This window comes from Vibrio mytili (assembly GCF_049563345.1).
Classification (GTDB): Bacteria; Pseudomonadota; Gammaproteobacteria; order Enterobacterales; family Vibrionaceae; genus Vibrio; species Vibrio mytili.
This window is the reverse complement of record NZ_CP110481.1, coordinates 1687113-1709792: the sequence shown is the minus strand read 5'-3', so window position 1 is coordinate 1709792 and position 22680 is coordinate 1687113. Positions and strand designations below refer to the sequence as shown.

Genomic DNA, 22680 nt, shown 5'->3' with positions numbered 1-22680 from the left:
TCGATATTTTGTCAATTTACGTGATAAGTATATTTAAGCAATATTTATGCCTAAATGGTATGCAATGCTGTGTTTTGCACAATTGATTTAGCATGCATGTTTACTCCGGGATGTTTTACTCTCCAAAGCTGGCTCTGCGATCTGCCATGGCGGTTAAGATGGCTTCTGCATCCAGTATTTTTGTCCAAGAGAGCAGGTTATCGTCGTTTTTTATCACAAATGTTGTCAGTTGTGAGGTGATGATTTGTCTTAATTCCTCCCCTTTCCACGGCTTAGCGATATAGTAGTCTAGACTTTCATGATTGATTGCTTCAACGGTGTCTTCGAGCCCGGCTTGCCCCGTCAGCAGTACTTTCCGCGCTGACTGAGTGTCAGCGTTTTGGTTCAGCTCTATCAAAAAACTTATCCCCGTTTGCTCCGGCATAATATGATCACATAATATCAGCGCAAGTTTGACGTCATCCTGTGCCATATCCTCAATGACTTGCCGCGCTTCTGTGACAGACTCGGCGCCTTCTAGAATAAAATTGTCTTCAAATGGTGTGAGATCTTGTAGAACGCTCTCCAACACTTCTCGTTCGTCATCGACGCATAAAATCAGATATTTAGTCATGTTTCACTCCCTCTTCGAAAACCGGTAACCAAACGGACATACAAGTATATTTATTGGGCTCTGAATCAACATCAATCCATCCTTCGTGCGCCATAACGATCTGTTGACAGATGGACAGTCCGATACCTAAACCAAAATTGCCTTCCTTTTTTGTTGTAAAATTGAGCTCAAAAATTGCATTTTTTTGCGAGTCTGGGATGCCACATCCATTATCTTCGAATGAAACCACTGCATATTTACGCTGATTTTTCTCTCTCAATCGAGTTTGTATTGTTAATACCCCTTTTTCGGGGAAAGCATCAATGGCGTTTGAAACAAGGTTCGTCCACACTTGTTGCAGCGCTATAGGTTGGCAGAGGATGCGTGGCAGCTTTGCATAGTCCGTAGTCACTTGGTGCATTTTCAGCTTGTTTTCGAAAATAACCAAGGTATCTTCAATGCCTTCATGAATATCAGCGTAGTGCATACGTTCATCATCTTGTCGCGCATAACCTTTCAAACTTTTTACCATGTCTGCGATTCGGGCAGCACAGACGTTGATCGAGCGAAGTGAGGAGCCTACTTGGTAATACTGCGACAATATACTCAGTGTTTCGCTCGCTTTTGCTTGTTGATGAGATAACTGGATTAATAGTTCAGCATCTGATTCCAAACCAAGGTTAACCACTTTTTTTGCCAATGCTCGGTCAGATAGAGTAAAACGAAGTTCATTTACTCTTGCTCGAAGCTCCGCGGTAGAAGCAGGGATTGAACGCTGAGCTTTCGATAGTATCTCTATCCCTTTATTCTGTAACGCTTCCGGTGGTGATTCAGCGAGCAAATGCTCAAGTGTGTGGGTCAAATTTTCCACGCCGCGAAGAATCGCAGCGATAGGGTTATTGAGCTCATGAGCTACGCCTGCGACGAGTTGTCCGAGCATGGCCATTTTTTCTCTCTCAATGAGTTGTTGATGGGCGGACTCGAGCGACTCAACGGTTTTCTGTAGCTGCAACTTGGTATTGATGCTGCGTTGTAGGCGACGGTTAAAGTGACGCAACAATAAATTGGTGAAAAGAGGGAGAAGATTCGAATCACTTTGCATGACATTGCGAAAAGTGTTGCGATCCAGTTTTATTACCTCGGTTTTAGTCAGAGTCAATGCAGTAGAGAAGGAGCATTCTCCGGTCACAAAAGACATGCTGCCCACAATATTTCCTTTTGTGTACCGAACCACTTCACGTTGGACACCATGTTCATCACGTTTATATAGGGCAACGTCACCATTGGTGATGAACCATAAGAAACTATTGGGCTCACCTTCTATTGTCAGCAAATGCTCTGGAGAGTAGGTCCGACATGCATTGGTTTCATCACGGGATGCAAAAAAGTGTTCTAATGCACTAATGACCTGCTCAGCCAACTCGTTATCAGACATTGAGTGATAGTCTTGCAGAAACCCTGCTTGATAGGTGCGCATTTGGTTCTCGATGTGAGCTCGCATCAATTTATGCGGGTCGAGTACTTGGCTGTAACTCAGCAGATCTTCGCCACTTTGCCGTAAAATAAACTGAGTCAACTCTTTCTTAACAGTGTTGAACAGGACATTGTCTGGAAGTGGTTTGGTGAGACAGTGATCTAGTCGACCTTCATTTACTGCCGTGAGAATGGCATTGATATCAGAAGAACAACTGATGAGAATTTTTCTGGCGAGTTCAGTATGGGGCGTTCGGTCTAAGCCGATAAGAAAATCGACACCATTAAATTCGGCATGATGACTTGCAATAACCAGTGCGACGGTTTGTTCGCGCTCTTCGAAGTACTCTAGCGCGCTATTTGCCTCCTCGATTGACTCAACAGAAAGAATATCGAACTTGCTGGCGAACGCCGATAGCTCCAACCGAAACTGTTCGGCACTGATAGGATTGTTGTCGAGGCACAGTACAGCATAACGATTCAAGGGGGCGGCTCCAATTTAATATACCTGCAATGACATTATCAATAAAATGAGAGAATGAGTGCGAGCTGGGTATGATTCCTAGGGACTGGGTTAAACTAAGCATCAATAGTCTGATTTATCTCAATGTTTTATTAAGATGCTCAAATAAATTCAACTTGTTACTGTGTCTGAAGTTCAAGTCATTCTGGTCGAACTAAGTATCTTGAGGTTATTTGGGTATAAGGTAGACTGAGCACAAACCATTGAAAAGTGACATTATGCAAAACTTAAAAAAAATCGGTGCCATTGGCGGCGCTATTTCTCTGGCGCTTTGTTGGCCCTTGGCTGTGGGGCAAATAGGACAATCCATCATTGAGGACGGCGTCCAAAATCTGGACGACAGTATGCTAAAAGGGGAAGTGGTAGAGTATCAACGCGGTTATCTTTCTTCTGTCGTCTTAACACGTTACACGGTCGTCGATGCCGATCTTAAAGCACTACTAATGAACGACGGCTTGCCGACCACCTTTGATGTCACAAGCGATGTGAGCCATGGTTTAACCAGCCTAACCGCTGATTCTAAGTTGGTTGATAACGATTTTCTTCCTCTGACGATGCATAGCCAAACCCAGCTCAATGGCAACACGGCATTTACTCTCAATTTAGACAGCTGGCATTACCGTAACGAAACACAAGGTGTCTCTGTTTCCACCAGCCCAGCACAAGTAACTGGCGATGTAACAGTACTTGGCGACATTAATTATCAGGTGTCGGTTCCTTCCGTACAGGTTGATTTTGTCAATGGCGAAGAGTTACACCTCAACGCACTCACAGGGAAGGGTAAAGGAAAGCAAGTGAAAGGGTACTGGCTGGGTGAGCAAACATTTAATTTAGAGAAATTGGATGTGGTTGACTCAACATTAACACCAGTCTTTTTCATTGAAAATGCAAGCTACACTGGCAATACAGGTACGGATGAGTCTGGTGAGAAGCTAAGCAGTCAACTTAATCTAGAAGCCCAAAAACTGCGTTTGACTGATGGTACAGATGTCGATGACTTTAAACTTGATTTTGCTATCAGGGACGTTGATAGCCAGTCATTTGATCAAATCATGTCAATTTATCAAAATACTCCTGTGCTTGATGAGCAAGATGTGTCGCGTTTGTTGCCGCACATCGACACACTATTTAGCAAAGGCTTTAATTTGTCTGTCAATGAGCTATCGCTTGCTTTCGGAGAGGGTAAGTTTCATAACGAATGGCAACTGTCTATCCCTGAAGGAACTGACAATGTTACCCAAGATCCAATGAAGCTAATGAACGCGACCAATGGAATGCTGAGTACTTATTTCTCAGATGCGTTAGTCGAGCGTTACCCATTCATTCAAGAAAGTATCGATGAGTTGTTAATCATGGAGCTCATCAATAAAACTGATGACGGTTACGAGCTAAAAGCCCAAATTAGTGACGGAAAATTGAAATTTGAAAACGGGCATGAGTTGCCTCTACTCGCACTAATAATGCCAGCTTTGATGCAAAAATAGAGTATTTTTTGTCTGAGCCTATATTGTTTAAGTACTTATCCAAGAAAAAGAGGTCGTAGGACCTCTTTTCTTGTTTTTATAAGCTCTAAAACGTGATATTAATCTCGTAATATTTACGTAGCAGGAGCAATGAGCATCATGGAACAAAATACGGACAGCGTATTTAACTTCAGTGCAGGACCAGCCGGTCTGCCAAAAGCAGTTATGCAACAAGCACAAAAGGAACTTGTGGATTGGCAAGGTCTTGGAACCTCGGTGATGGAAATCAGTCACCGAAGCAAAGAATTCATTAAAGTTGCTGAAGAGGCAGAGCAAGATCTTCGAGATCTGCTTAACGTGCCAGACAACTATAAAGTACTGTTTTGCCAAGGTGGTGCTCGTGCTCAGTTTGCCGCTGTTCCATTAAATTTGTTGGGTGATGCAACGACTGCAACATACATTGATGGCGGTTATTGGGCGGAAAGCTCGGTAGCCGAAGCCAAAAAATACTGTCAGCCAGACGTTTTTAACGCTAAAACTGAGATTGACGGTAAACTGGCTATTTTGCCAGCGAGTGACTGGAAGATCGCACCAGATGCGGCATATGTTCATTTTTGCCCAAACGAAACTATTGATGGTATTGAAATCAATGATCTACCCGTGACGGACAAGCCAATTGTTGCCGATATGTCCTCAACAATTTTATCGCGTGAGATTGATGTATCCAAGTACGGTGTGATTTATGCTGGCGCGCAGAAAAATATCGGCCCTTCAGGTATCTCTATCGTTATCGTACGTGATGATCTACTCGGCATGGCTAAGCAAGTATTGCCAACTATTTTAGATTACACTGTGCTTGCTGAAAAAGACTCTATGTTTAACACGCCACCGACATTTGCTTGGTATCTATCAGGTCTAGTATTCAAATGGCTTAAAGATCAAGGCGGTGTTAAGGGGATTGAAAAAGTGAACCGTGAAAAAGCGGCGTTACTTTATGATTATATTGATCAGTCTGATTTTTACCGCAACGAAATCCATCCGGTAAACCGTTCCCTTATGAATGTCCCTTTCCAATTGGCTAAACCAGAGCTTGATGCGACGTTCCTTCAGCTCGCTGATGAGAAGGGCTTAAAAGCGTTGAAAGGACATCGAGCTGTCGGTGGTATGCGTGCATCTATTTACAATGCGATGCCGTTAGCAGGTATTCAAGCGCTTGTTGATTTTATGAAAGAGTTTGAACAAGCACACGCTTAATATCCATCGCAGTTATTCACTAAGATAAGTAAGAAAGAAAAAGCGCCGTAATTTACGGCGCTTTTTTAGTTTTCAATGTTCTCAGGTGACACTTTCCAACAGTGAATTTTTCAAGGAACGCTTGTAGTCGAAAATTATCATTTCCCAGAGCATACTGTTTTACAAGGACTGCCACAGCTGGTGGTAACGACCTTGTTGAGCGATTAACGTTTCATGATTGCCTTGCTCTATAATTTCACCTTGCTCCATCAAGCAAATGTTGTCCATATTCTCCAAACCTATCAATCGATGGGTAATAAAAACAACGGTCTTGTTAGAAAAATGGACATCGAATAGCGTCATGATTTTTTGCTCTGTTCGTTTGTCTAAACCTTCCGTTGGCTCATCTAAGAGTAGAATAGGGGAGTCACGTAGTAGAGCGCGAGCGATCCCGATTCGACGCTTCTCTCCACCGGAGAGTTGTCGTCCTCCATCTCCCAGCCAAGCATCTAATCCCGGCTGTTCTAAGAGTTCTCCTAGTTCTACTTTCGCCAAAATATCAGCAAGTTGCTCATCGGTCGCAGTTGGTGCAGCCAAAAGCAAATTGTCACGCAGTGTCCCATTGAGTACATCGACACGTTGACTAACAACCGTGATCGCAGCACGCAGGTCTGGCTCGCTCCAGTTTTTAAGTGGGACGCCACCAATAAGAATGTCACCTTGATTTACGTCCCAGTAGCGGCAAAGTAGCTGGATCAACGTAGATTTTCCAGATCCCGTTTGCCCAACTATCGCGGTCTTACTGCCGTTCATGAGTGACAATGATAGTGCTTTAAGGACCTTTTGTTGGCCATCAGGGTAAGTGAAGTCGACGTTGTTAAACTGGATGTTCAGTGGTGCATGGCTGTGTTGTGATTTGACTGGAAATTCCACCTCTGGCTTAGCGAGAATGATCTCGTTCAACCGACGTGCAGAAGTCAGTGTCTGACCTAAGTATTGAAACGCGCCCGCTATTGGCATGAGTATTTCAAAGCTCGCCATGGTTGCAAAGGCGAACAACGCGATCCAAGGGTCGGGCGCTCGTCCACCGACGCCATCCGCTGCAAACCACAACACAGCAACCAATGTTAAGCCATTGACCAGCAATAATAAGCCTGATGCCATACCTGTGAGGTTCGCGTTCACGAATTGGTTTGAGAGTAACTGATGTTGTTTTTCCAAGATACGGCTACGGTAACGCTCTTCGGCACCAAAGATACTTAATTCACTATAGCCTTGCAGCCAATCAAGTGTCGCAATACGAAGTTGCGCTTTATTCTGCGTCAGATGTTCGCCATTACGTTTCCCTAGCTTGTAAAAGAGCACGGGCCAGACAAATAGCATGATGGTGAGAATAGCACCCAATAATAGTGCTAAATGCCAATCGAAAAACGTCAGAACAGCGGTTAAACACAGTATGCCGAGTGCGCCAATGACGACAGGGCTGATTAGACGCAGATAGACATGATCCATTGCGTCGATATCTGCAACTAAGCGGTTAAGAAGGTCTGCATCGCGCAAGTTGCCAATACGACCTGGAATCAACGGAGTCAGCTTTTGAAAGAAGAAAATACGCAAGTCCGTTAATAGCTTAAATGTCGCGTTATGGCTCACAACGCGTTCACCCCAACGACCTGCTGTTCGGGACATTGCCGCGCCTCGAACGCCAGCGCCAGGCAACATATAGTTGAAGGTTTCGCGCGCAATAGTCAAACCTGCGACGGCTGCAGCGGATATAAACCAACCTGATAACGTCAACAATCCGATGGATGCCGCTAGTGTAAGAAACGCCAGAAGCATGCCAAGGGAAAGTCCAAACCAATGTTTTTTATACAGTTTTAGATAAGGGAGTAAATCACGCATCTAAGTTCCCCTTGTCTGATTGTTGATGGGCTACGTTCGACTCCAACATTTCTTTAAACAGTCCGTCCTCTGTGGACAGCGCTTGATAACTGCCACGCTGTACTATCGTGCCGGATTGCATCACCAAGATTTGATCAACGTTTTGTAGCGGTGTCAATTGGTGAGTAATCATTAAATTCGTCGACGTTTGAGTGTATTTATTGATGCCATCCATGACTAATTTTTCACTCCGTGCATCCAAGCTCGCGGTGGGTTCATCGAGAAGCCAAAATCGTCCATTCTGCAACATCGCTCGCGCGAGCGCTAAACGTTGAGCTTGACCGACTGATAGACCACCAGAACGATCGGAGATTGGATAGTCCAAGCCATGCATACTGACGAACTCAGTTGCATGCGCATCTTCTAGAACGCTGTTGACTTGACTGTCTTGAATGCCTTGCTTTCCTAGTGTGATGTTATCGCGGATATTGCCATGCAAAAGGGTCGGGTTCTGACCTATCCAGCTTATCGTTGAACGCCAAGTACTTAAGTCGAGCAGAGAAAGTTCGTAGCCGTTAACTTTTAGACTACCTTGATATGGCATAAAACCAAGAATCGTATTTACTAAACTGGTTTTTCCGGCACCACTTGGTCCGACGATAGCGGTACTTTTGTTGGCTTCTAGTTGAAAAGAGACCGGCCCGACAAGCTGTTTACCTTCTGGACTAAAAATGATCAAGTCGTTCGCTTCTACTTGAATAGGGCCCGTAGTATCCAATGTTTGACTGCCATCTTTAACGTGGTCCACTTCAAGGTTTAGAAACTCGACAATATTTTCTGCTGCACCTACCGCTTGCTGTTTCGCGTGATAGAAGGTCCCTAAATCACGTAAAGGTTGATAAAACTCAGGCGCAAGGATGAGAATTAAAAGCCCAGAAAACAATGTCACAGTGGCCCCGTAATACCCAAAGTTTAACTCGCCGATGTAACTAAATCCGAAGTAAACGGCGGTAATCGCGATAGAGATAGAAGTAAAAAACTCGAGTACAGCTGAAGAGAGAAATGCAATTTTGAGTACTTCCATCGTACGAGTACGAAATACTTCTGATGCGCCTTTCATGACCTCGGTTTCTGATTCTACTCGGTCAAATAGTCGAATCGTTGTCAGTGCTTGTAGCCGATCATAAAAATGACCAGATAGGCGCTGCATTGCTTTAAAGTTTTTTCGGTTTGCTTCTGCCGCTTTTCTGCCGACCAAAGCCATGAAGATTGGCACTAGAGGTGCGGTCAGTAGGAAAATTAAACCCGCAGCCCAGTTGACGGGGAATACCACAATCAGAATGATAAAAGGCACGAAAACAGACAGTGACATCTGAGGCAAATAGCGTGAGAAAAAGTCCTGCATGTCTTCCACTTGTTCAAGCAGTAGGGTTGCCCAACTGCCAGCTGGTCTACCTTTGATATAGGCAGGACCGAGCTTATGGACTTTATCTAAAATAAGCTGGCGAATATATACTCGGATCTGCTCTCCGCAGCGGTAACCAGCGACTTCACGACCCCAACTACATGCTGCGCGACCCATTACCGCCCCAATCAAGCCGCCGAAGTGCCAAATGAGTTCACTTTTATCGACTTGTTCGATGATAAGTTGGTGAAGAATGGAGGCGAGCAGGGCTGCTTGAGCCAATAAAAACACGCTTGACAGTACGCCTAGGCCGATAGCAATCATAAGCCAGCGTTTGGCTAACTTACTTTGTTGCTTCAGCCACTTGTTCAAGCTGCTTTGCTTTTTCTTATCCATTATGAAGGCTTAATATTCATTGTGTTATTGAGGGGGTAGTATACAAAATAAAACCCAGCGGGAATACCGCTGGGTTTTAAGGTTATGGCATAAAATGACGAGTTACTTATCGTTTAGTGCGTCCAAAAACCGTTCTGCATCTAATGCAGCCATACAGCCAGTTCCGGCGGAGGTAATTGCTTGGCGATAGTTATGATCCATCACGTCACCAGCGGCAAATACGCCGGGGATGCTGGTTTGAGTGGCGTTGCCGTCTAGGCCTGATTGAACGATGATGTAGCCATCTTTCATCTCCAATTGCCCTTCAAAGATCTGCGTATTGGGCTGGTGGCCAATCGCAATGAAGGCACCCATGACATCGATGTCTTCCGTTGAGCCGTTCTTCACATCTTTAATGCGGACTCCGGTAACTCCCATGTCATCGCCAAGAACTTCATCAAGAGTACGATCGGTATGAAGGACAATATTGCCGCTCTCTACTTTATCCATTAAGCGGTTGACTAAAATCTTCTCAGCTCGGAATGAATCGCGACGGTGAATTAGGTGAACTTCTGATGCAATATTTGAAAGGTAAAGCGCTTCTTCAACGGCAGTGTTACCACCACCAACCACTGCCACTTTCTGATTCCGGTAAAAGAAGCCGTCGCAGGTAGCACACGCTGATACACCACGTCCCTTAAAGGCTTCTTCTGAATCCAGTCCAAGGTATTTCGCGGATGCGCCGGTAGAAATGATCAAAGCGTCACAAGTGTATTCACCAGAGTCACCTTTAAGGCGAAACGGACGTTGGGTGAGTTCTACTTGGTTAATATGATCGAAGACGATTTCTGTCTCAAAACGTTCTGCATGTTCTTTCATGCGTTCCATCAGGTCAGGACCAGTCAAACCTTCAGCATCGCCCGGCCAGTTTTCAACTTCGGTAGTTGTGGTCAACTGACCACCTTGTTGCATTCCGGTCACCAGTACTGGATTTAGATTAGCACGCGCTGCATACACGGCAGCGGTATACCCCGCTGGACCAGAACCAAGAATTAATAGTTTACAATGTTTTACGTCGCTCATTATGGCTCCAAAAAGGGCTGAACATTAAGTTGATTGTATGGAAATTCTTATGTCATTAAAAGTATAAACAATGATTGTGATCGAATAATTGGTTATAGATTAGAACGGGCTTACAGATGATGTAATGAAGTTAGCTTCTAGCATAAAATTCTATTTGTAGTGTAGAACACTAGTTTCAAATATCGCTTAGATGATAAATTGAAGTATGGTGCTGTGTATGTAAGTTTTTATGGTTCTTTGTCTTATTTTTTGTTTTTTGTTGAAGCTATCAACGTTAAAAGCTGGCAATTGCAGAATATTTGCGTAACCTAGTATGTGAAATAAATGTTAAATAAATGTACCTCATTAAAGGAGCCAATGATGTTACATTCACGCGAAAACACTCTGCATTTAACACAACTCAGTATGTCCGCGATTGAGCAACTTTCACCATCGTTTGATCAACTTCCACATACTGATCATGCTGATGGTCAATATCGATTACGGCGTTATTCGGTCGTTAAGTTTGAAAATGGCGATGTTGTTGATCTTAATCGAAGTCACTTTGTCCAGTCTTCGGAGATCAACCACTTTCAAGGGGATGTGATTCGCCAGTTTGAACCGATTGAAAAGACCATACTCAATAGTGCTGGTTTTAGAGAAATGTGTGAGGTGTTCGTGAATGCGAACGCTCTCTCCAATGGACAAGAAATCGAAGTTCATCAAATCCGAATTACCGCACTCCGAGATGAAACTCAAGTTGCACCAGAAGGCGTACATCAAGACGGTTTCGATCATATTGCAATGGTAGGTGTGCGCCGTCATAACATCATTGGTGGTGACATTTTGCTATACAGTAGCCATAACCAAGCCCCTTTCTTCCGTAAAGTCCTGGAAAACGGAGAGGTGGCGATGTTGGCAGACAGCAAACTTTGGCACAACGCTTGTCCAATTCGCTCGGTGATTGATGACCAAGCGGGTCACATGGATTTGTTTGTACTTACGGCAACGGATAAGCAAAATGGACTTCAATCTTAATCATATCAGACAACAGTTTCCGGCGTTGTCTCAGTACCACAACGATAAGCCGGTCACTTTTTTTGACGGGCCCGGTGGTTCCCAAGTGCCGCAATCGGTGTTGGACGCCATGGTTGAGTACCTTGGGCATTTTAACTCCAATTTAGGCGGTCACTATTTTTCCAGCCAAAAGACGGTCGATATCATGCAAAATGCGCGTGAGTCAGCTCAAGCACTGCTGAACGCTCCGTCGTCTGGGAATATCGTATTTGGGGCGAACATGACAACGCTGACTTTTCAATTAAGTCGGGCGATCAGTCGTGAATGGCAAGAGGGTGATGAAGTCATTGTCACGTCATTGGATCACTATTCAAATGTGTCAAGTTGGCAGCAAGCGGCTGAGGACAAGAACGTAACAGTGCATCAGGTGCGGGTTAACGAATTGGACTGCACCTTAGATCTTGAGCATTTTGAACGCTTACTTTCGGATAAAACCCGTTTAGTGGCAGTGACGTATGCGTCTAACACCACGGGTTCGATTGTCGAGATGCAGCGTGTTATTGAAATGGCACATCAGGTCGGTGCTTTAGTTTATGTGGATGCCGTTCATTATGCCCCGCACCATCTGATTGACGTTCAATCATTGGGATGTGACTTTTTAGCGTGTTCTGCTTACAAGTTCTTCGGTCCACATGTAGGAATCGCTTACGTAGCGGATCAGTGGCTACACAGTATTAAACCTTATAAAGTCGAACCTGCGACGAACATAGGCCCTGGCCGGTTTGAAACCGGAACGCAAAGTTTCGAAGGTCTAGCTGGAGTTTCTGCGGCGATTGAATATCTTGCTCAATTCGGAGACAAAGGGCTTACACTTCGTCAAAGGCTCGAACAAAGTTACGCGATTTATAATCAGCATGAGCAGCAACTGAGTGCTCGCTTTTTACAACGATTACGTGGGCTTAGTGGTGTGACATTACTTGGAATCGACGATGACGATAGTCAGCGTCGTACGCCAACGTTCGCTGTCACGTTTGACAAGTATCCTCCGGAGTTTATCGCTAAAACTTTAGGAGAACACAACATTTGTGTTTGGAATGGACACTTCTATGCATTGGGCTTAGTACGTCAACTTGGGATTGAAAAATCAGGCGTGGTAAGAATTGGTTGTATGCACTATAACACCGTTGAAGAAGTTGACATGTTGTTTGATGTACTGGAAAACATCTTAGATATGTAGCATTGCTGATAATAAAAGCTCGAGCAATTGGCTCGAGCTTTTTTGTATTATGCCGGAGTACAGTAAGCAAACTTATGAGTAAGAACTATGCGCTGACTTCGACTTCGTAGGATGTGAACTTTCTAACATTAATCACACCGGTATCAAAGATGAGGTACTGACCTTTGATGCCTTGCAAAATCCCAGTCACAACCGGATTCTTATCAAAATTATGTGAGGTGATTTTCGTTGGGTGTTGCTCCACCGGATAACTTAGATCTGTGATGCTCTCACTCAGAACTTCAATCGCATCCTCTCCATACTGCTGTCTGATTTCTGCAATTTTTTCTTCTACTAGTGGCAGTAGCTCTGCAAAACGATCTTGCAGAGCAATTGGCTCACCGTCGCCCTTCAGTAGTGTGCGCCAGTTCGTTTTGTCAGCGATATGTTTCGCTAGCTCGACTTCAATCAAACCCGAAATGTGACGCGTCTTAACTCTGAATACGGGTAAACCCTGCGTCGCGCCTTGGTCTATCCAGCGTGTTGGAATTTGCGTATGGCGGGTGATGCCAACCTTCAAGCTTGATGTGTTGGAAAGGTAGACGAAATGGTCCACCATACAGTTTTCTTCCCCCCATTGTGGCTCACGGCATGTGCCTTGGTCATAGTGACACGTTTCAGGCTTCATGATGCACATATCGCAGCTGGCAAGTTTTCTCATACACACAAAGCAGTGGCCTTGCGAGTAGCTTTTTTTGGTTTTCTTACCGCATGAGCAACAATAAATATTGCCAGTGTGAGTGAGAGTCAGTGATTGACCCAGATAAGGTGAAAGATCGACTTCCTCTTCACCGACAGGAAGACGATAGCTGACAGTACCATCGAGTGACGCTCGCATTTTATTCAAGGTACCGGAAGCAATTATTGACATGACATTACCCATTATTATGTTTTTGCACAGTATATACTGATCATAAGGCAAGGGGCAGGGGGAGGTGAGTGATAGGGTAATTTATCACCGACAGTTTTTGCTGATCTCACGCGTTGCGTGAAGTGATACGCAATTCATTTTAATAGTTACTAATCCTACAAAATTGTAGGGGAATCCTGCTTGCGTTGTTGGCCTAATCTACCCAAAGTAAACATGTTAACTAAAAATGAACTCTCCGCCAGGACGCAACAGTAAAAGGTCAAGTGAGCAAACCTCATTCGTTAACCACCCTGTGTTACGCAACGCTAATTTAGGTTTTACTGCCCATGAGCAAGATACATAAATTCATCTTTTCTCTTTCTATTGGTACCATATTGCTGGTCATCTTCTATTACCTGTTTGGTGATACACGTAAACTGGAGATTACGCCTGATAGGTTCAACTTTTATGCGACCAAAGATTCAGACGAAGGTGGAGTCAGCGAGGCTGAAATAAGTATCGATCAACAAAGTATTACTTTGAACTGCGACATCAAAAAAGACCAGTACGCGTGGCCGTATTGTGGTATTTCGATATATACCGATGTAGTGAATGCAACGCAAGGTCTAGACTTATCTAGCTATCATACTATTCGGCTCAAGTTGCGTTATGAACAGGCCGGAGATGATGAGCAAAAGAAAGCGCTGCGTTTGTACTTGAGAAACTACAACCCAGAGTATTCTAATCCCGATGATGAATACACCATCAAGTATAATGGCATGCAGTTTTCTCCCTCCGATTTTGGTGAAATGATTGAAATTCCCATTGAGAATTTGCAAGTTATGACTTGGTGGCTAGCCGACAATAAAGTCGCCATCGAACATTCGGCCCCCGAGTTTACCAATATTACCCGGATTGACATTGCCACTGGAGCAAGCGCTCCTTTAGGTAAACACAAGATCATCTTTGAAAAGATAGAACTAGAAGGGCAATATTTTTCGCTAGAAACTCTGCTGCTGTGGTTAGTGTTTGTTTGGATGATGTTAGGGCTGACTTTTTCGTTAAATGAGTTACATCGCAATCGACGCGCGTACGCGAACGCGATGCGACGCCATCGCCACTTGGAAAAAGTGAATAGTTCATTACGGGAAAAAAACAATGAATTTGCAGAGCTTGCTCATCGTGATGCCGTAACTGGTGCGATGAATCGCCATGCTGTACGGAATTGGCTTGATGAACAATCAAAACATCTGAGGAGAAAAAATGATGCCTTGTCCATTCTTTACATGGATATTGACCATTTTAAAACAGTCAACGATACGTTTGGCCATCAGATAGGAGATGATATTCTTCGCGAATTCGTCATGGTTGTAGCGGGCGCTCTGAACACGGGTGACAAGCTTGTTCGTTGGGGTGGGGAAGAGTTTGTCGTTTTTTGTCCGAGTACGAATATTGAGTACGCGATCAGTCAGGCCGAAAAAATTCGTAAAAAAGTCAGCGCACATATTTGGGTTCACGGAGAAATACTCACGTGCAGTATTGGTGTCGCGAACTTGCACAATGAGAGTGTAACGGAAAGTATCGCCCGAGCGGATGAAGCACTGTACAAAGCAAAGAGAAATGGACGCAATCGAATTGAAGTTGATTTTAAGGTGTCTGGTTGTGATGCAAATCGTAGTAAATAACTGGTTATTGTAACTAGTTAAAATACTCGATAACTTCGTTGGCTTGTTCGTTTACAAACTAAGTTGATTGTAGAATAGCGACTTATCGTAAAATTTCGCCTCGTTCTCAAGCATTTTTCCTACTCTATTTATGAGCACTTATTTACTGTGATTGGTATGGATCGTTTACTTCAGGTTTGAGTAGGTATGGTTGGTCGCGAATAACAAAACCCAAAAAATGGTGGTCGAACGACCACCAAAGGGGGAGTTGCTGGACTTTAACTGATGCCAGTTGCCAGCAGTGTAGTGCTAAAATTGTTGAGTTCTTTTTACCAGAATATCCATGCAAACAGTGTTAAAACGCCAATACATACAATGTTGAGTACCAGACCGATACGCATCATCTCTTTTTGCTTAATATGACCCGTACCAAATACGATGGCATTAGGAGGGGTCGCGACTGGCAACATAAAGGCGCAAGATGCAGCAACCGCGATTAACGCTGACAGGATGACCGGAGACATACCTAGTGCTTCTGCAATGGTGGCAAAAACGGGGACAAGCAATGCAGCGCTAGCGGTGTTACTTGCAAACTCAGTGAGAAATACCACAAAGGCGACAACCGCTAAAATGGTGAGAAGTATACCTGCTTGCTCCAAAAATCCTGATAAGCTATGTGCGAGGAAGACACTTGTCCCCGTCTCTTTTAAAATGTTACTTAAACAGATACCACCACCAAACAGAATCAGCACGCCCCAATCGGTCGTCTTTTCAATATCCTTCCATTCAACTGCGCGAGATGCACCAAGCAGCAGTATGGCTCCGATAGCAACCAGAGTATCAAATTTGGCGAACCCGCCCAGCATGGCGTTAATTGGCTTACTGAAGATCCACAATGTCACGGTCAGTAGGAAAATAGCCAAGGTGATCTTTTTGCCATTGGTCCATTCTACCGGCTTATGATCCAGCTCGAACTTGTGGCTCAAGTCAGGTTTAGTCATTGCGTAAAGAATAAAAATTGCAATTGGCATTAATAGCATAGAGATCGGTAAGCCAAGCTCCATCCACTCTGTGAAGTTCAAGCCTACCTCTGCCGCTGCAATCGCGTTTGGAGGGCTACCTACTAGCGTCGCAATGCCACCGATCGAGGCACTATAAGCAATACCAAGTAAGACGAATAAATAGGTGCTGTGGCTTTTCTTTGCATCCAGTTTTGTCATTACACCCAATACGAGCGGCAACATCATTGCTGTCGTGGCGGTGTTAGAGATCCACATCGACAAACCCGCACTAACACCAAACAGCATGAAAACAGCGACCGACATTTTGCCGCGAGCCAGCAAGAGTACTTTGTCGGCAATTGCTTGGTCTAATTTCTGTTTATGTAAGGCAGCGGCAAGGGCAAAGCCACCTAAAAACAAGAAAATGATTGAGTTAGAAAAATTGTTGAGTGCGGTTTGGGTATTGAACACCCCGAGAAATACCGCAAGTAACGGTATCAGTAATGCCGTGATACTGACGTGTATCGCTTCTGTTAACCAAAGTATGGCGATAAAAACTAAGATACTCAGGCCTGTTCTGATCTCTAGATCGAAAGGTAGGGTGTTAAACAAGATAATGAACAACAGAATATTTGCGTTCAATATCATGCTGTTGCGGGTGAAGAACCAATTCTTCAATGTCACAGCGAGTGCGGTCATGGGTTGTGCTCCTTTTGCATTGCCTTTTTATCGATTTTTTATGGCAAAGTAACTAACTTGTAGGTGTTCGTTGAATAAATGTTACTGTGAATGCGGCAAGGATTTTGGCTTGAATCGTAGAGAAAATAAGAAAATGTGAAGTGAATAATTGGAAATGGGTAGATCACTACCCATTTCTTTTTACAAAATTGTTACCTTTTTATTCTATCGGTATTTGTCTCTCTTCCCGAGGCTCTTTGACGGCAATGATCGGTTCTTTAGGGCCTAAAAATCGAGGCTGAGTGTTAATGATATAAAGGTCTAAGAATGCTTTTACACGGGCAAGGAGTTCACGCATTCGCATTGACACAATCTGGGTGTTTGCCTCCGGCCCTGCGACAGCAAAGCACTGTGCGTCGATGTTGTACGCATCAGCAATGAAGAGCGCTCGTTCGCAATGAAAGCGCTGCGTCACGATCAGGAAGCGCTCCGAAGCAAATATCTTCTTAGCTCGGACAATGGAATCGAGTGTTCGAAAGCCAGCATAATCGAGATGGATAAATTGCTCCGGCACGTTGGCTTTAAGCAGATCACGTTTCATTGTCCACGGTTCATTGTAAGAGCGATGAGCGTTGTCACCGCTAAGCAAAAACTGTTTTACTTTTCCTTTGTCATAAAGGTCAATAGCTGCATTGATGCGATGAGTATAATAAGTATTGAGGGTCTTGCCGATGTATTTACTGGTACCCAATACGACGGCCACCTCGTGTTGAGGTAGCTGGTTATAATCGGTAAAAATCTTGTCTTTAGCTTGAAGCACTACCCAGCGGTCAATGGCAATGACGGAAACAAACAGGCTAAAAATAGCGATCGACAAAATCAAAGCAAGTCTTTTCAAAGACAACTTAGGGATCCACTTTGACTTTATGCGAGAAAACAACAAAACGTTCCATATCCTTAAATAAAAGAGTCTGCTCACATCATATCTGATAGAGATAAAAAGAGAGAAGTCGATTTATGCCAAAATACGGTTAGAATGCTAAAAACAGCTTAAAAAACAAAAGCCCCTATCAAGTAGGGGCTTAATTACTGCTCAAAATGTCTTATTATTTAGAACGCGGTACGTTTATAGCGTCGGTACACCGGTTGCCAGAACGCTTGTTCTATGGCTTGGTGCAGCGCTTCATCAGTAATTTCTAAAGCAACACCTTGCGCAATGGCTTTCTTTGCAACGGCAAACGCGATTTTCTTGGATACCAAATGAATCTCTTCCAATGGCGGTAATAGCGCACCTTGACCGTAGATAGCGAGAGGAGAACACTCTGCAAGAGCACGGCTAGACTCCATCAACATTTCATCAGTAACACGTTTTGCGTTAACCGCCAACACACCAAGCCCAATACCAGGGAAAATGTAGCTGTTGTTACATTGGGCAATAGGGTAGCTACGACCTTCGTGAACGACAGGCTCAAATGGGCTACCTGTGGCGACTAACGCTTCTGCGTTAGTCCAACGAAGGATATCGTTCGGCGTTGCCTCAACACGACTCGTTGGATTGGACAATGGGAAGACAATAGGTCGAGGACAATGCTTATGCATCTCTTGGATGACTTCCTGACTGAATAGACCCGGAGCGCCGGATACGCCGATGAGTACAGTTGGCTTAGCGTTACGCATTACATCAAGTAGTGAGAAACCATTGCCTTCATTTTCCCAGTTATCCGTATTTACTCGTTTCTGCACCAGCCGTTGTTGGAAATCGAGTAAGTTTGGCATACCTTCTTGGAGCAGGCCCCAGCGGTCGACCATGTAAACTTGAGAGCGAGCTTGTTCATCAGAGATACCTTCCGAGACCATTTGCGCAATGATCGCTTCGGCAATGCCGCAACCTGCAGAACCAGCACCTAAGAACGTAATTCTCTGTTCAGAAAGTTGGCTACCTGCTGCTTTACATGCCGCCAACAAAGAGCCAACCGTTACAGCAGCCGTGCCTTGAATATCGTCATTGAAGCAGCAAATGCGATTTTTGTAGCGTTCCAAAAGTGGCATTGCGTTTTTTTGCGCGAAGTCTTCGAACTGAATTAATGCATCTGGCCAACGGCGCTGTACGGCCTGAATGAACTCTTCGACAAACGCATCGTACTCTGCTCCAGTAATGCGTGGGTGACGCCAACCCATATACATTGGGTCTGCCAAACGTTGTGGGTTATTGGTGCCGACATCTAAAACAATCGGTAAGGTATAAGCTGGGCTGATGCCTCCACATGCCGTGTACAGGGCAAGTTTACCAATTGGAATGCCCATGCCGCCAATGCCCTGATCGCCTAAACCTAAGATACGCTCGCCATCGGTAACGACAATCACCTTCACGTTGTGGTTCGCGGCGTTGTTTAACAGATCATCAATACGGTCTCGGTTTGGGTATGAAATAAACAGACCGCGGCCACGACGGTAAATATTAGAGAAGTTTTCACACGCGGCACCAACTGTCGGTGTGTAGATGATTGGCATCATTTCAGAAACGTGGTTCTGCACTAAACGGTAGAATAATGTCTCGTTGGTGTCCTGGATGTTGCGCAGATAAATATGCTTATCCATGTCACTTTCAAAGCTAGTGTACTGTTGGTACGCACGTTCTACTTGTTCTTGAATAGTTTCTGTTGTTTCTGGTAACAGACCTTCTAGGTTAAAGGAGATGCGTTCCTCAGCCGAAAATGCACTACCTTTGTTCAACAGAGGAGTGGCCATAAGCGCTGGGCCCGCATAGGGAATGTATAAAGGACGTTTATCGTTGTTCATTGGGTGCCTTGTGTAGGGTTAGAGGAGCGGACGAATTTTAACGGCATCACCATTTAGTTGTAAAGATTCGTTGACTTACATCAATGTAATATCGTGAAAGTAGTCAATTGATGATGCAAATATCAGTAAGTATTGCTTTGAATCGCGTGTAAGTGTGCTTGGTTCAGCTCGGCTCGCTTAACCAAGCATCAAAAAACGGTTTGTGTATAATGCAATTTCACATCACCATCTAAATCACTGCTATATGTTCCAACTACCTATTGATAGCTTACAAGCCGAGTTTGACCAAAGTATCCAACAAAATCACTTAGTCATCGAGGCGGAGACCGGGTCAGGGAAATCAACCCGATTACCAATGTGGGCCACGAAACATGGTCGGGTGTTGGTTATCGAACCACGTCGAATTGCTTGTACTTCGTTGGCTGAGTTTCTTGCCCAACAATCGGGAGAGCCTCTCGGTCATCGAGTAGGGTACGCTATCAAACTCCATGCCTGTTTTAATGAGTATACTGATGTGGTCTTTGCCACACCAGGTGTCGCGCTGAGATGGTTCGCGGAAAATAAGTTAGAGCATTTTGATATTGTCATTGTGGATGAGTTTCATGAGCGTCGCTGGGATATCGATCTATTAACGGCCATCTTAAAGCAAGAGCAACGCCATCGAGTAGTCGTCACGTCAGCGACCATAGAAGGTGCAAAACTTGCTTCTTACTTAGGTGCAAAGAGATTACGCGCAGAAGGACGTTGCTACCCAGTCACTGTTGTTCACCGCTCGAGCGACAGTCGTCACTTGCCTAATAAAAAAGATTGCGAAGTTGAAGTGGTTCGAGCAATCACAGAAGCACTCGAAGATGAGCAAGGAGATATTCTGGTGTTTCTTCCTGGGCGCAAAGAGATCACGCAATGCGCGCAAATGCTCCAGCACTTGAAAGATGTCTTGATCGTTAAATTGCACGCTTCGGTCAGTGACGAAGAAAGGCATCTAGCTCTGAATACACAAAACCAGCGAAAAGTCGTGTTGGCAACCAATGTTGCAGAAACATCGCTAACCATTCCAAATATACGAGTGGTCATTGATTGTGGACTCGAGCGTAGAACGCTGCAACGTAATGGTCGCACTGCGCTGACTCTAACATACATTTCCAAAGCCAGTGCGGCTCAACGAATGGGGCGTGCAGGACGTATCGCAGAAGGTACTTGTATTCGCTTGTTTGGAGAGCATGCGCCTTTAGAGTCCGTTACCCCTCCTGAGTTGCAACGAGAAGAATTAATCGAACCCGTATTGGCGTCCGCGAGTTGTGGATACCCCATTGCGAGGCTGACATTTTTGGATCCGATACCTGAAAAGTCCCTCGCTCTGGCTTATCAAACATTACAGGCAATGGAAGCGATAGATGAACAAGGTGAAATTACACTGCATGGACACAAAGTGTATCCATTACCAATCGATGCGCTGTTTGCTGATCTTGTTACACGAATAACCGCAAAAGCCGAAAAAGAAGCAATGATTGACTTAGCCGCCGCATTATCTGTTCCTGCACAACTGTATCAGTTGCAAACTGGTGAAGCGGCCGAGGCATTAGCCCAGCAAGAGCAAGCAGGTTGTGATGCGTCATTGATGATACGTTTGGTTCGTGGAGAGTCGTTTACGGGGTTAGTGGTTGATCCTAATGTTTTGAATGAAGCTCAAGGTTTATCAAAGCAAATGAGAGATGTGTTTGAATTACCTGATTTAGAGGCTGCGACACGATATCGGCGCTCTGAATTGGTCAAGTCGATTGCAGCGCTACACCCGGAATTAGTGTTTGTACGCCGACAGCGTCGCCGAGATGCCCTAGGCAATGGTTTGATGGAGATGGTGATAGGACGGCATAGCCGCTTCGCTGATAAGGAAGAAGCGGCATTAATACTCGATAGCCATAGTGTGCCTGGTAGAGGGGTAAAACAGACGTTGAATTTAGCGTCGGTAATGATGCCTATTTCGATGGAAACGCTAAGAGAGTTACCGCTTGGCGAATGGCAGCAAGGGGAAACAAATTACGAAGAAGCCACGCCCAGAGCGACAATGCACTTAGTGTATGCGGGTAGAACGATATGCACTGAATACCAAGCATTACTAGGGGATGTCGCGATTAACTCCATTATCGAAATGATTGAAGAAGAAACGTTGTGGCCTGGATTCGCCACTCTGAGAAAACAGCAAATCCAGCACTGGAAGATATACAACACGCTCGGACTTAACTCGGATTCGATAGATAACGTGGCGTTGGAATCGTTAACGTTTTCTGGTTGGCTGAACGAACAGCTCAAAGCTTTAGGCGTGGAAGATATTGAGGATATGGCATTAATTGAGCCAGACGACCTCCCTTTTTCTGGCATCCCTGAGTGGGAATATGATGACTTTGCCCAGACATACCCATTACTCGTTGTTTTGCCAGAGTTAACTTTGAGTATCGAATACTATCCATCGCGTAAATTGGTCCAAGTGATACACTTGCAAGGTAAACGAAAAGGGGATCCTAAACGTTGGGAGTTACCCCGCTGGTCGGGCTGGAAAGTCCAATACAAAAAGGCAAGCCGCGTTGTTGATATCAAGTAATAAACAGATCCAAAAAGAATCACTATGGGTGTAATCGATGAAGGTATTTGAACGTGAGCCTTACTAAGGCTCTGAAGATTTGCTTCATTTATACTTTGTAACGTGAAATATTAATCAATTGGTTTCCTATATGGCGAACCTGTACATGACTTGTTATGAATCTGGTTTTAATATTTCCTTTTGCATGTATTTTAGGGCATAAAAGACGATTGTTTTATATCCTATTGATATATCGAAATAGTTGAATCATATTAGAATTGTCTGAATTAAATGTGTTGAGGACATCGTATGGTTCATCAAGGCAAAACGTGTATTGAGTTTGACTACACCAGCTTTTTAGGTGCAACAGCAAGTAAAAAATGGACCTTCTTCGAAGCTTTCGCCACCATTGCGCCCATTTTTGGACTGATGTGGAAGAAGAATATACAAGATTCCATCAACCCAGAAGAGCGGTTATGGGAGGCAGCATTGAAGTCGTTGTCTTCACGTCAAAGTGATGAGTCTAACTTGGTGTGCTTAACCCGATTAGCGCAGGATGAAGGCGTGCGTGAATTGCGCATTGTGATGCCTTATGCATTGGACGCCAAGCAAATTGAGTACATCGAAAATCGAAGTCATCTAAAAGTTGACACGACAGAACAAGATATTTTGAACATCAAGTTTTAATGTGGTCTGCATTTTTCTTGAACATTTGCAGTCACAGTGATGTGGGAGATTTCTGCTACTCAAGTTACTGTTTTTTGATTTTATTAAGCCAACAGAAAAAGTCCGCATCATAGCGGACTTTTT

At 44.4% G+C, this 22680-nt stretch carries 16 protein-coding genes; 7 read left to right on the top strand and 9 right to left on the bottom strand.

Translation table 11 applies throughout. The features are described from left to right. Window positions 1-115 precede the first annotated feature (115 nt). Both ONE56_RS07885 and ONE56_RS07880 read right to left on the bottom strand, forming a co-directional pair. A complete protein-coding gene (locus ONE56_RS07885; RefSeq protein WP_423839627.1) occupies window positions 116-613 on the bottom strand; it encodes a response regulator in 498 nt (165 codons plus the stop codon). Continuing rightward, window positions 606-2549: an ATP-binding protein gene (locus ONE56_RS07880; protein WP_423839626.1), complete on the bottom strand. Its 1944-nt coding sequence runs from the start codon at window positions 2547-2549 to the stop codon at window positions 606-608. The genes ONE56_RS07885 and ONE56_RS07880 overlap by 8 nt, the downstream gene beginning before the upstream one ends. A 257-nt stretch (window positions 2550-2806) precedes the next feature. Between ONE56_RS07880 and ONE56_RS07875 the strand changes: the two genes are divergently transcribed. Then, the gene (locus ONE56_RS07875) at window positions 2807-4072 is read left to right on the top strand and encodes a DUF945 family protein (protein WP_423839625.1); all 1266 of its coding nucleotides are present in this window, start codon (window positions 2807-2809) and stop codon (window positions 4070-4072) included. Window positions 4073-4210: 138 nt separating this feature from the next. Next, complete coding sequence (gene serC, locus ONE56_RS07870) at window positions 4211-5305, top strand: 3-phosphoserine/phosphohydroxythreonine transaminase (RefSeq protein WP_041155493.1); 1095 nt, start codon at window positions 4211-4213, stop codon at window positions 5303-5305. 159 nt (window positions 5306-5464) lie between these two features. Here serC and cydC read toward each other — a convergent pair whose 3' ends face one another. From cydC to trxB, 3 genes are all read right to left on the bottom strand, one after another. Next, the gene (gene cydC / locus ONE56_RS07865) at window positions 5465-7186 is read right to left on the bottom strand and encodes a heme ABC transporter ATP-binding protein/permease CydC (protein WP_423839624.1); all 1722 of its coding nucleotides are present in this window, start codon (window positions 7184-7186) and stop codon (window positions 5465-5467) included. Continuing rightward, window positions 7179-8966 carry a heme ABC transporter permease/ATP-binding protein CydD gene (gene cydD / locus ONE56_RS07860; RefSeq protein ID WP_423839623.1) on the bottom strand — a complete coding sequence of 596 codons (1788 nt, stop codon included), beginning with the start codon at window positions 8964-8966 and terminating at the stop codon, window positions 7179-7181. The genes cydC and cydD overlap by 8 nt, the downstream gene beginning before the upstream one ends. Window positions 8967-9068: 102 nt before the next feature. Then, a complete protein-coding gene (gene trxB / locus ONE56_RS07855) occupies window positions 9069-10028 on the bottom strand; it encodes a thioredoxin-disulfide reductase (protein ID WP_041155496.1) in 960 nt (319 codons plus the stop codon). 357 nt (window positions 10029-10385) lie between these two features. Here trxB and ONE56_RS07850 point away from each other — a divergent pair, with 357 nt between their 5' ends. Together ONE56_RS07850 and ONE56_RS07845 are read left to right on the top strand one after the other, a co-directional pair. Further along, window positions 10386-11045: a 2OG-Fe dioxygenase family protein gene (locus ONE56_RS07850; RefSeq protein ID WP_423840501.1), complete on the top strand. Its 660-nt coding sequence runs from the start codon at window positions 10386-10388 to the stop codon at window positions 11043-11045. Then, on the top strand, window positions 11029-12261 hold the full coding sequence (locus tag ONE56_RS07845) for a cysteine desulfurase-like protein (RefSeq protein WP_423839622.1): 1233 nt from the start codon (window positions 11029-11031) through the stop codon (window positions 12259-12261). Before ONE56_RS07850 ends, ONE56_RS07845 begins: the two co-directional genes overlap by 17 nt. 85 nt (window positions 12262-12346) lie before the next feature. On the opposite strand, the gene ONE56_RS07840 is transcribed toward ONE56_RS07845, so the two are convergent. After that, the gene (locus tag ONE56_RS07840; protein ID WP_423839621.1) at window positions 12347-13171 is read right to left on the bottom strand and encodes a DUF2797 domain-containing protein; all 825 of its coding nucleotides are present in this window, start codon (window positions 13169-13171) and stop codon (window positions 12347-12349) included. Window positions 13172-13497: 326 nt separating this feature from the next. Between ONE56_RS07840 and ONE56_RS07835 the strand changes: the two genes are divergently transcribed. Next, window positions 13498-14835, top strand: coding sequence for a GGDEF domain-containing protein (locus tag ONE56_RS07835; RefSeq protein WP_423839620.1), 1338 nt, complete (start codon window positions 13498-13500; stop codon window positions 14833-14835). A gap of 308 nt (window positions 14836-15143) precedes the next feature. Here the strand turns inward: ONE56_RS07835 and ONE56_RS07830 are convergent, their stop codons facing one another. From ONE56_RS07830 to ONE56_RS07820, 3 genes are all read right to left on the bottom strand, one after another. After that, window positions 15144-16514, bottom strand: coding sequence for a DASS family sodium-coupled anion symporter (locus ONE56_RS07830; RefSeq protein WP_331437546.1), 1371 nt, complete (start codon window positions 16512-16514; stop codon window positions 15144-15146). 199 nt (window positions 16515-16713) lie between these two features. Next, the gene (locus ONE56_RS07825) at window positions 16714-17436 is read right to left on the bottom strand and encodes a SanA/YdcF family protein (RefSeq protein WP_041155501.1); all 723 of its coding nucleotides are present in this window, start codon (window positions 17434-17436) and stop codon (window positions 16714-16716) included. A gap of 167 nt (window positions 17437-17603) precedes the next feature. Further along, the gene (locus ONE56_RS07820; RefSeq protein ID WP_331437545.1) at window positions 17604-19292 is read right to left on the bottom strand and encodes an NAD-dependent malic enzyme; all 1689 of its coding nucleotides are present in this window, start codon (window positions 19290-19292) and stop codon (window positions 17604-17606) included. A 244-nt stretch (window positions 19293-19536) separates the two neighbouring features. On the opposite strand from ONE56_RS07820, the gene ONE56_RS07815 reads away from it, so the two are divergent. Together ONE56_RS07815 and ONE56_RS07810 are read left to right on the top strand one after the other, a co-directional pair. Further along, window positions 19537-21891: a helicase-related protein gene (locus ONE56_RS07815; RefSeq protein ID WP_041155502.1), complete on the top strand. Its 2355-nt coding sequence runs from the start codon at window positions 19537-19539 to the stop codon at window positions 21889-21891. Window positions 21892-22179: 288 nt separating this feature from the next. After that, the gene (locus ONE56_RS07810) at window positions 22180-22557 is read left to right on the top strand and encodes a hypothetical protein (RefSeq protein WP_041155503.1); all 378 of its coding nucleotides are present in this window, start codon (window positions 22180-22182) and stop codon (window positions 22555-22557) included. Window positions 22558-22680 lie beyond the last annotated feature (123 nt).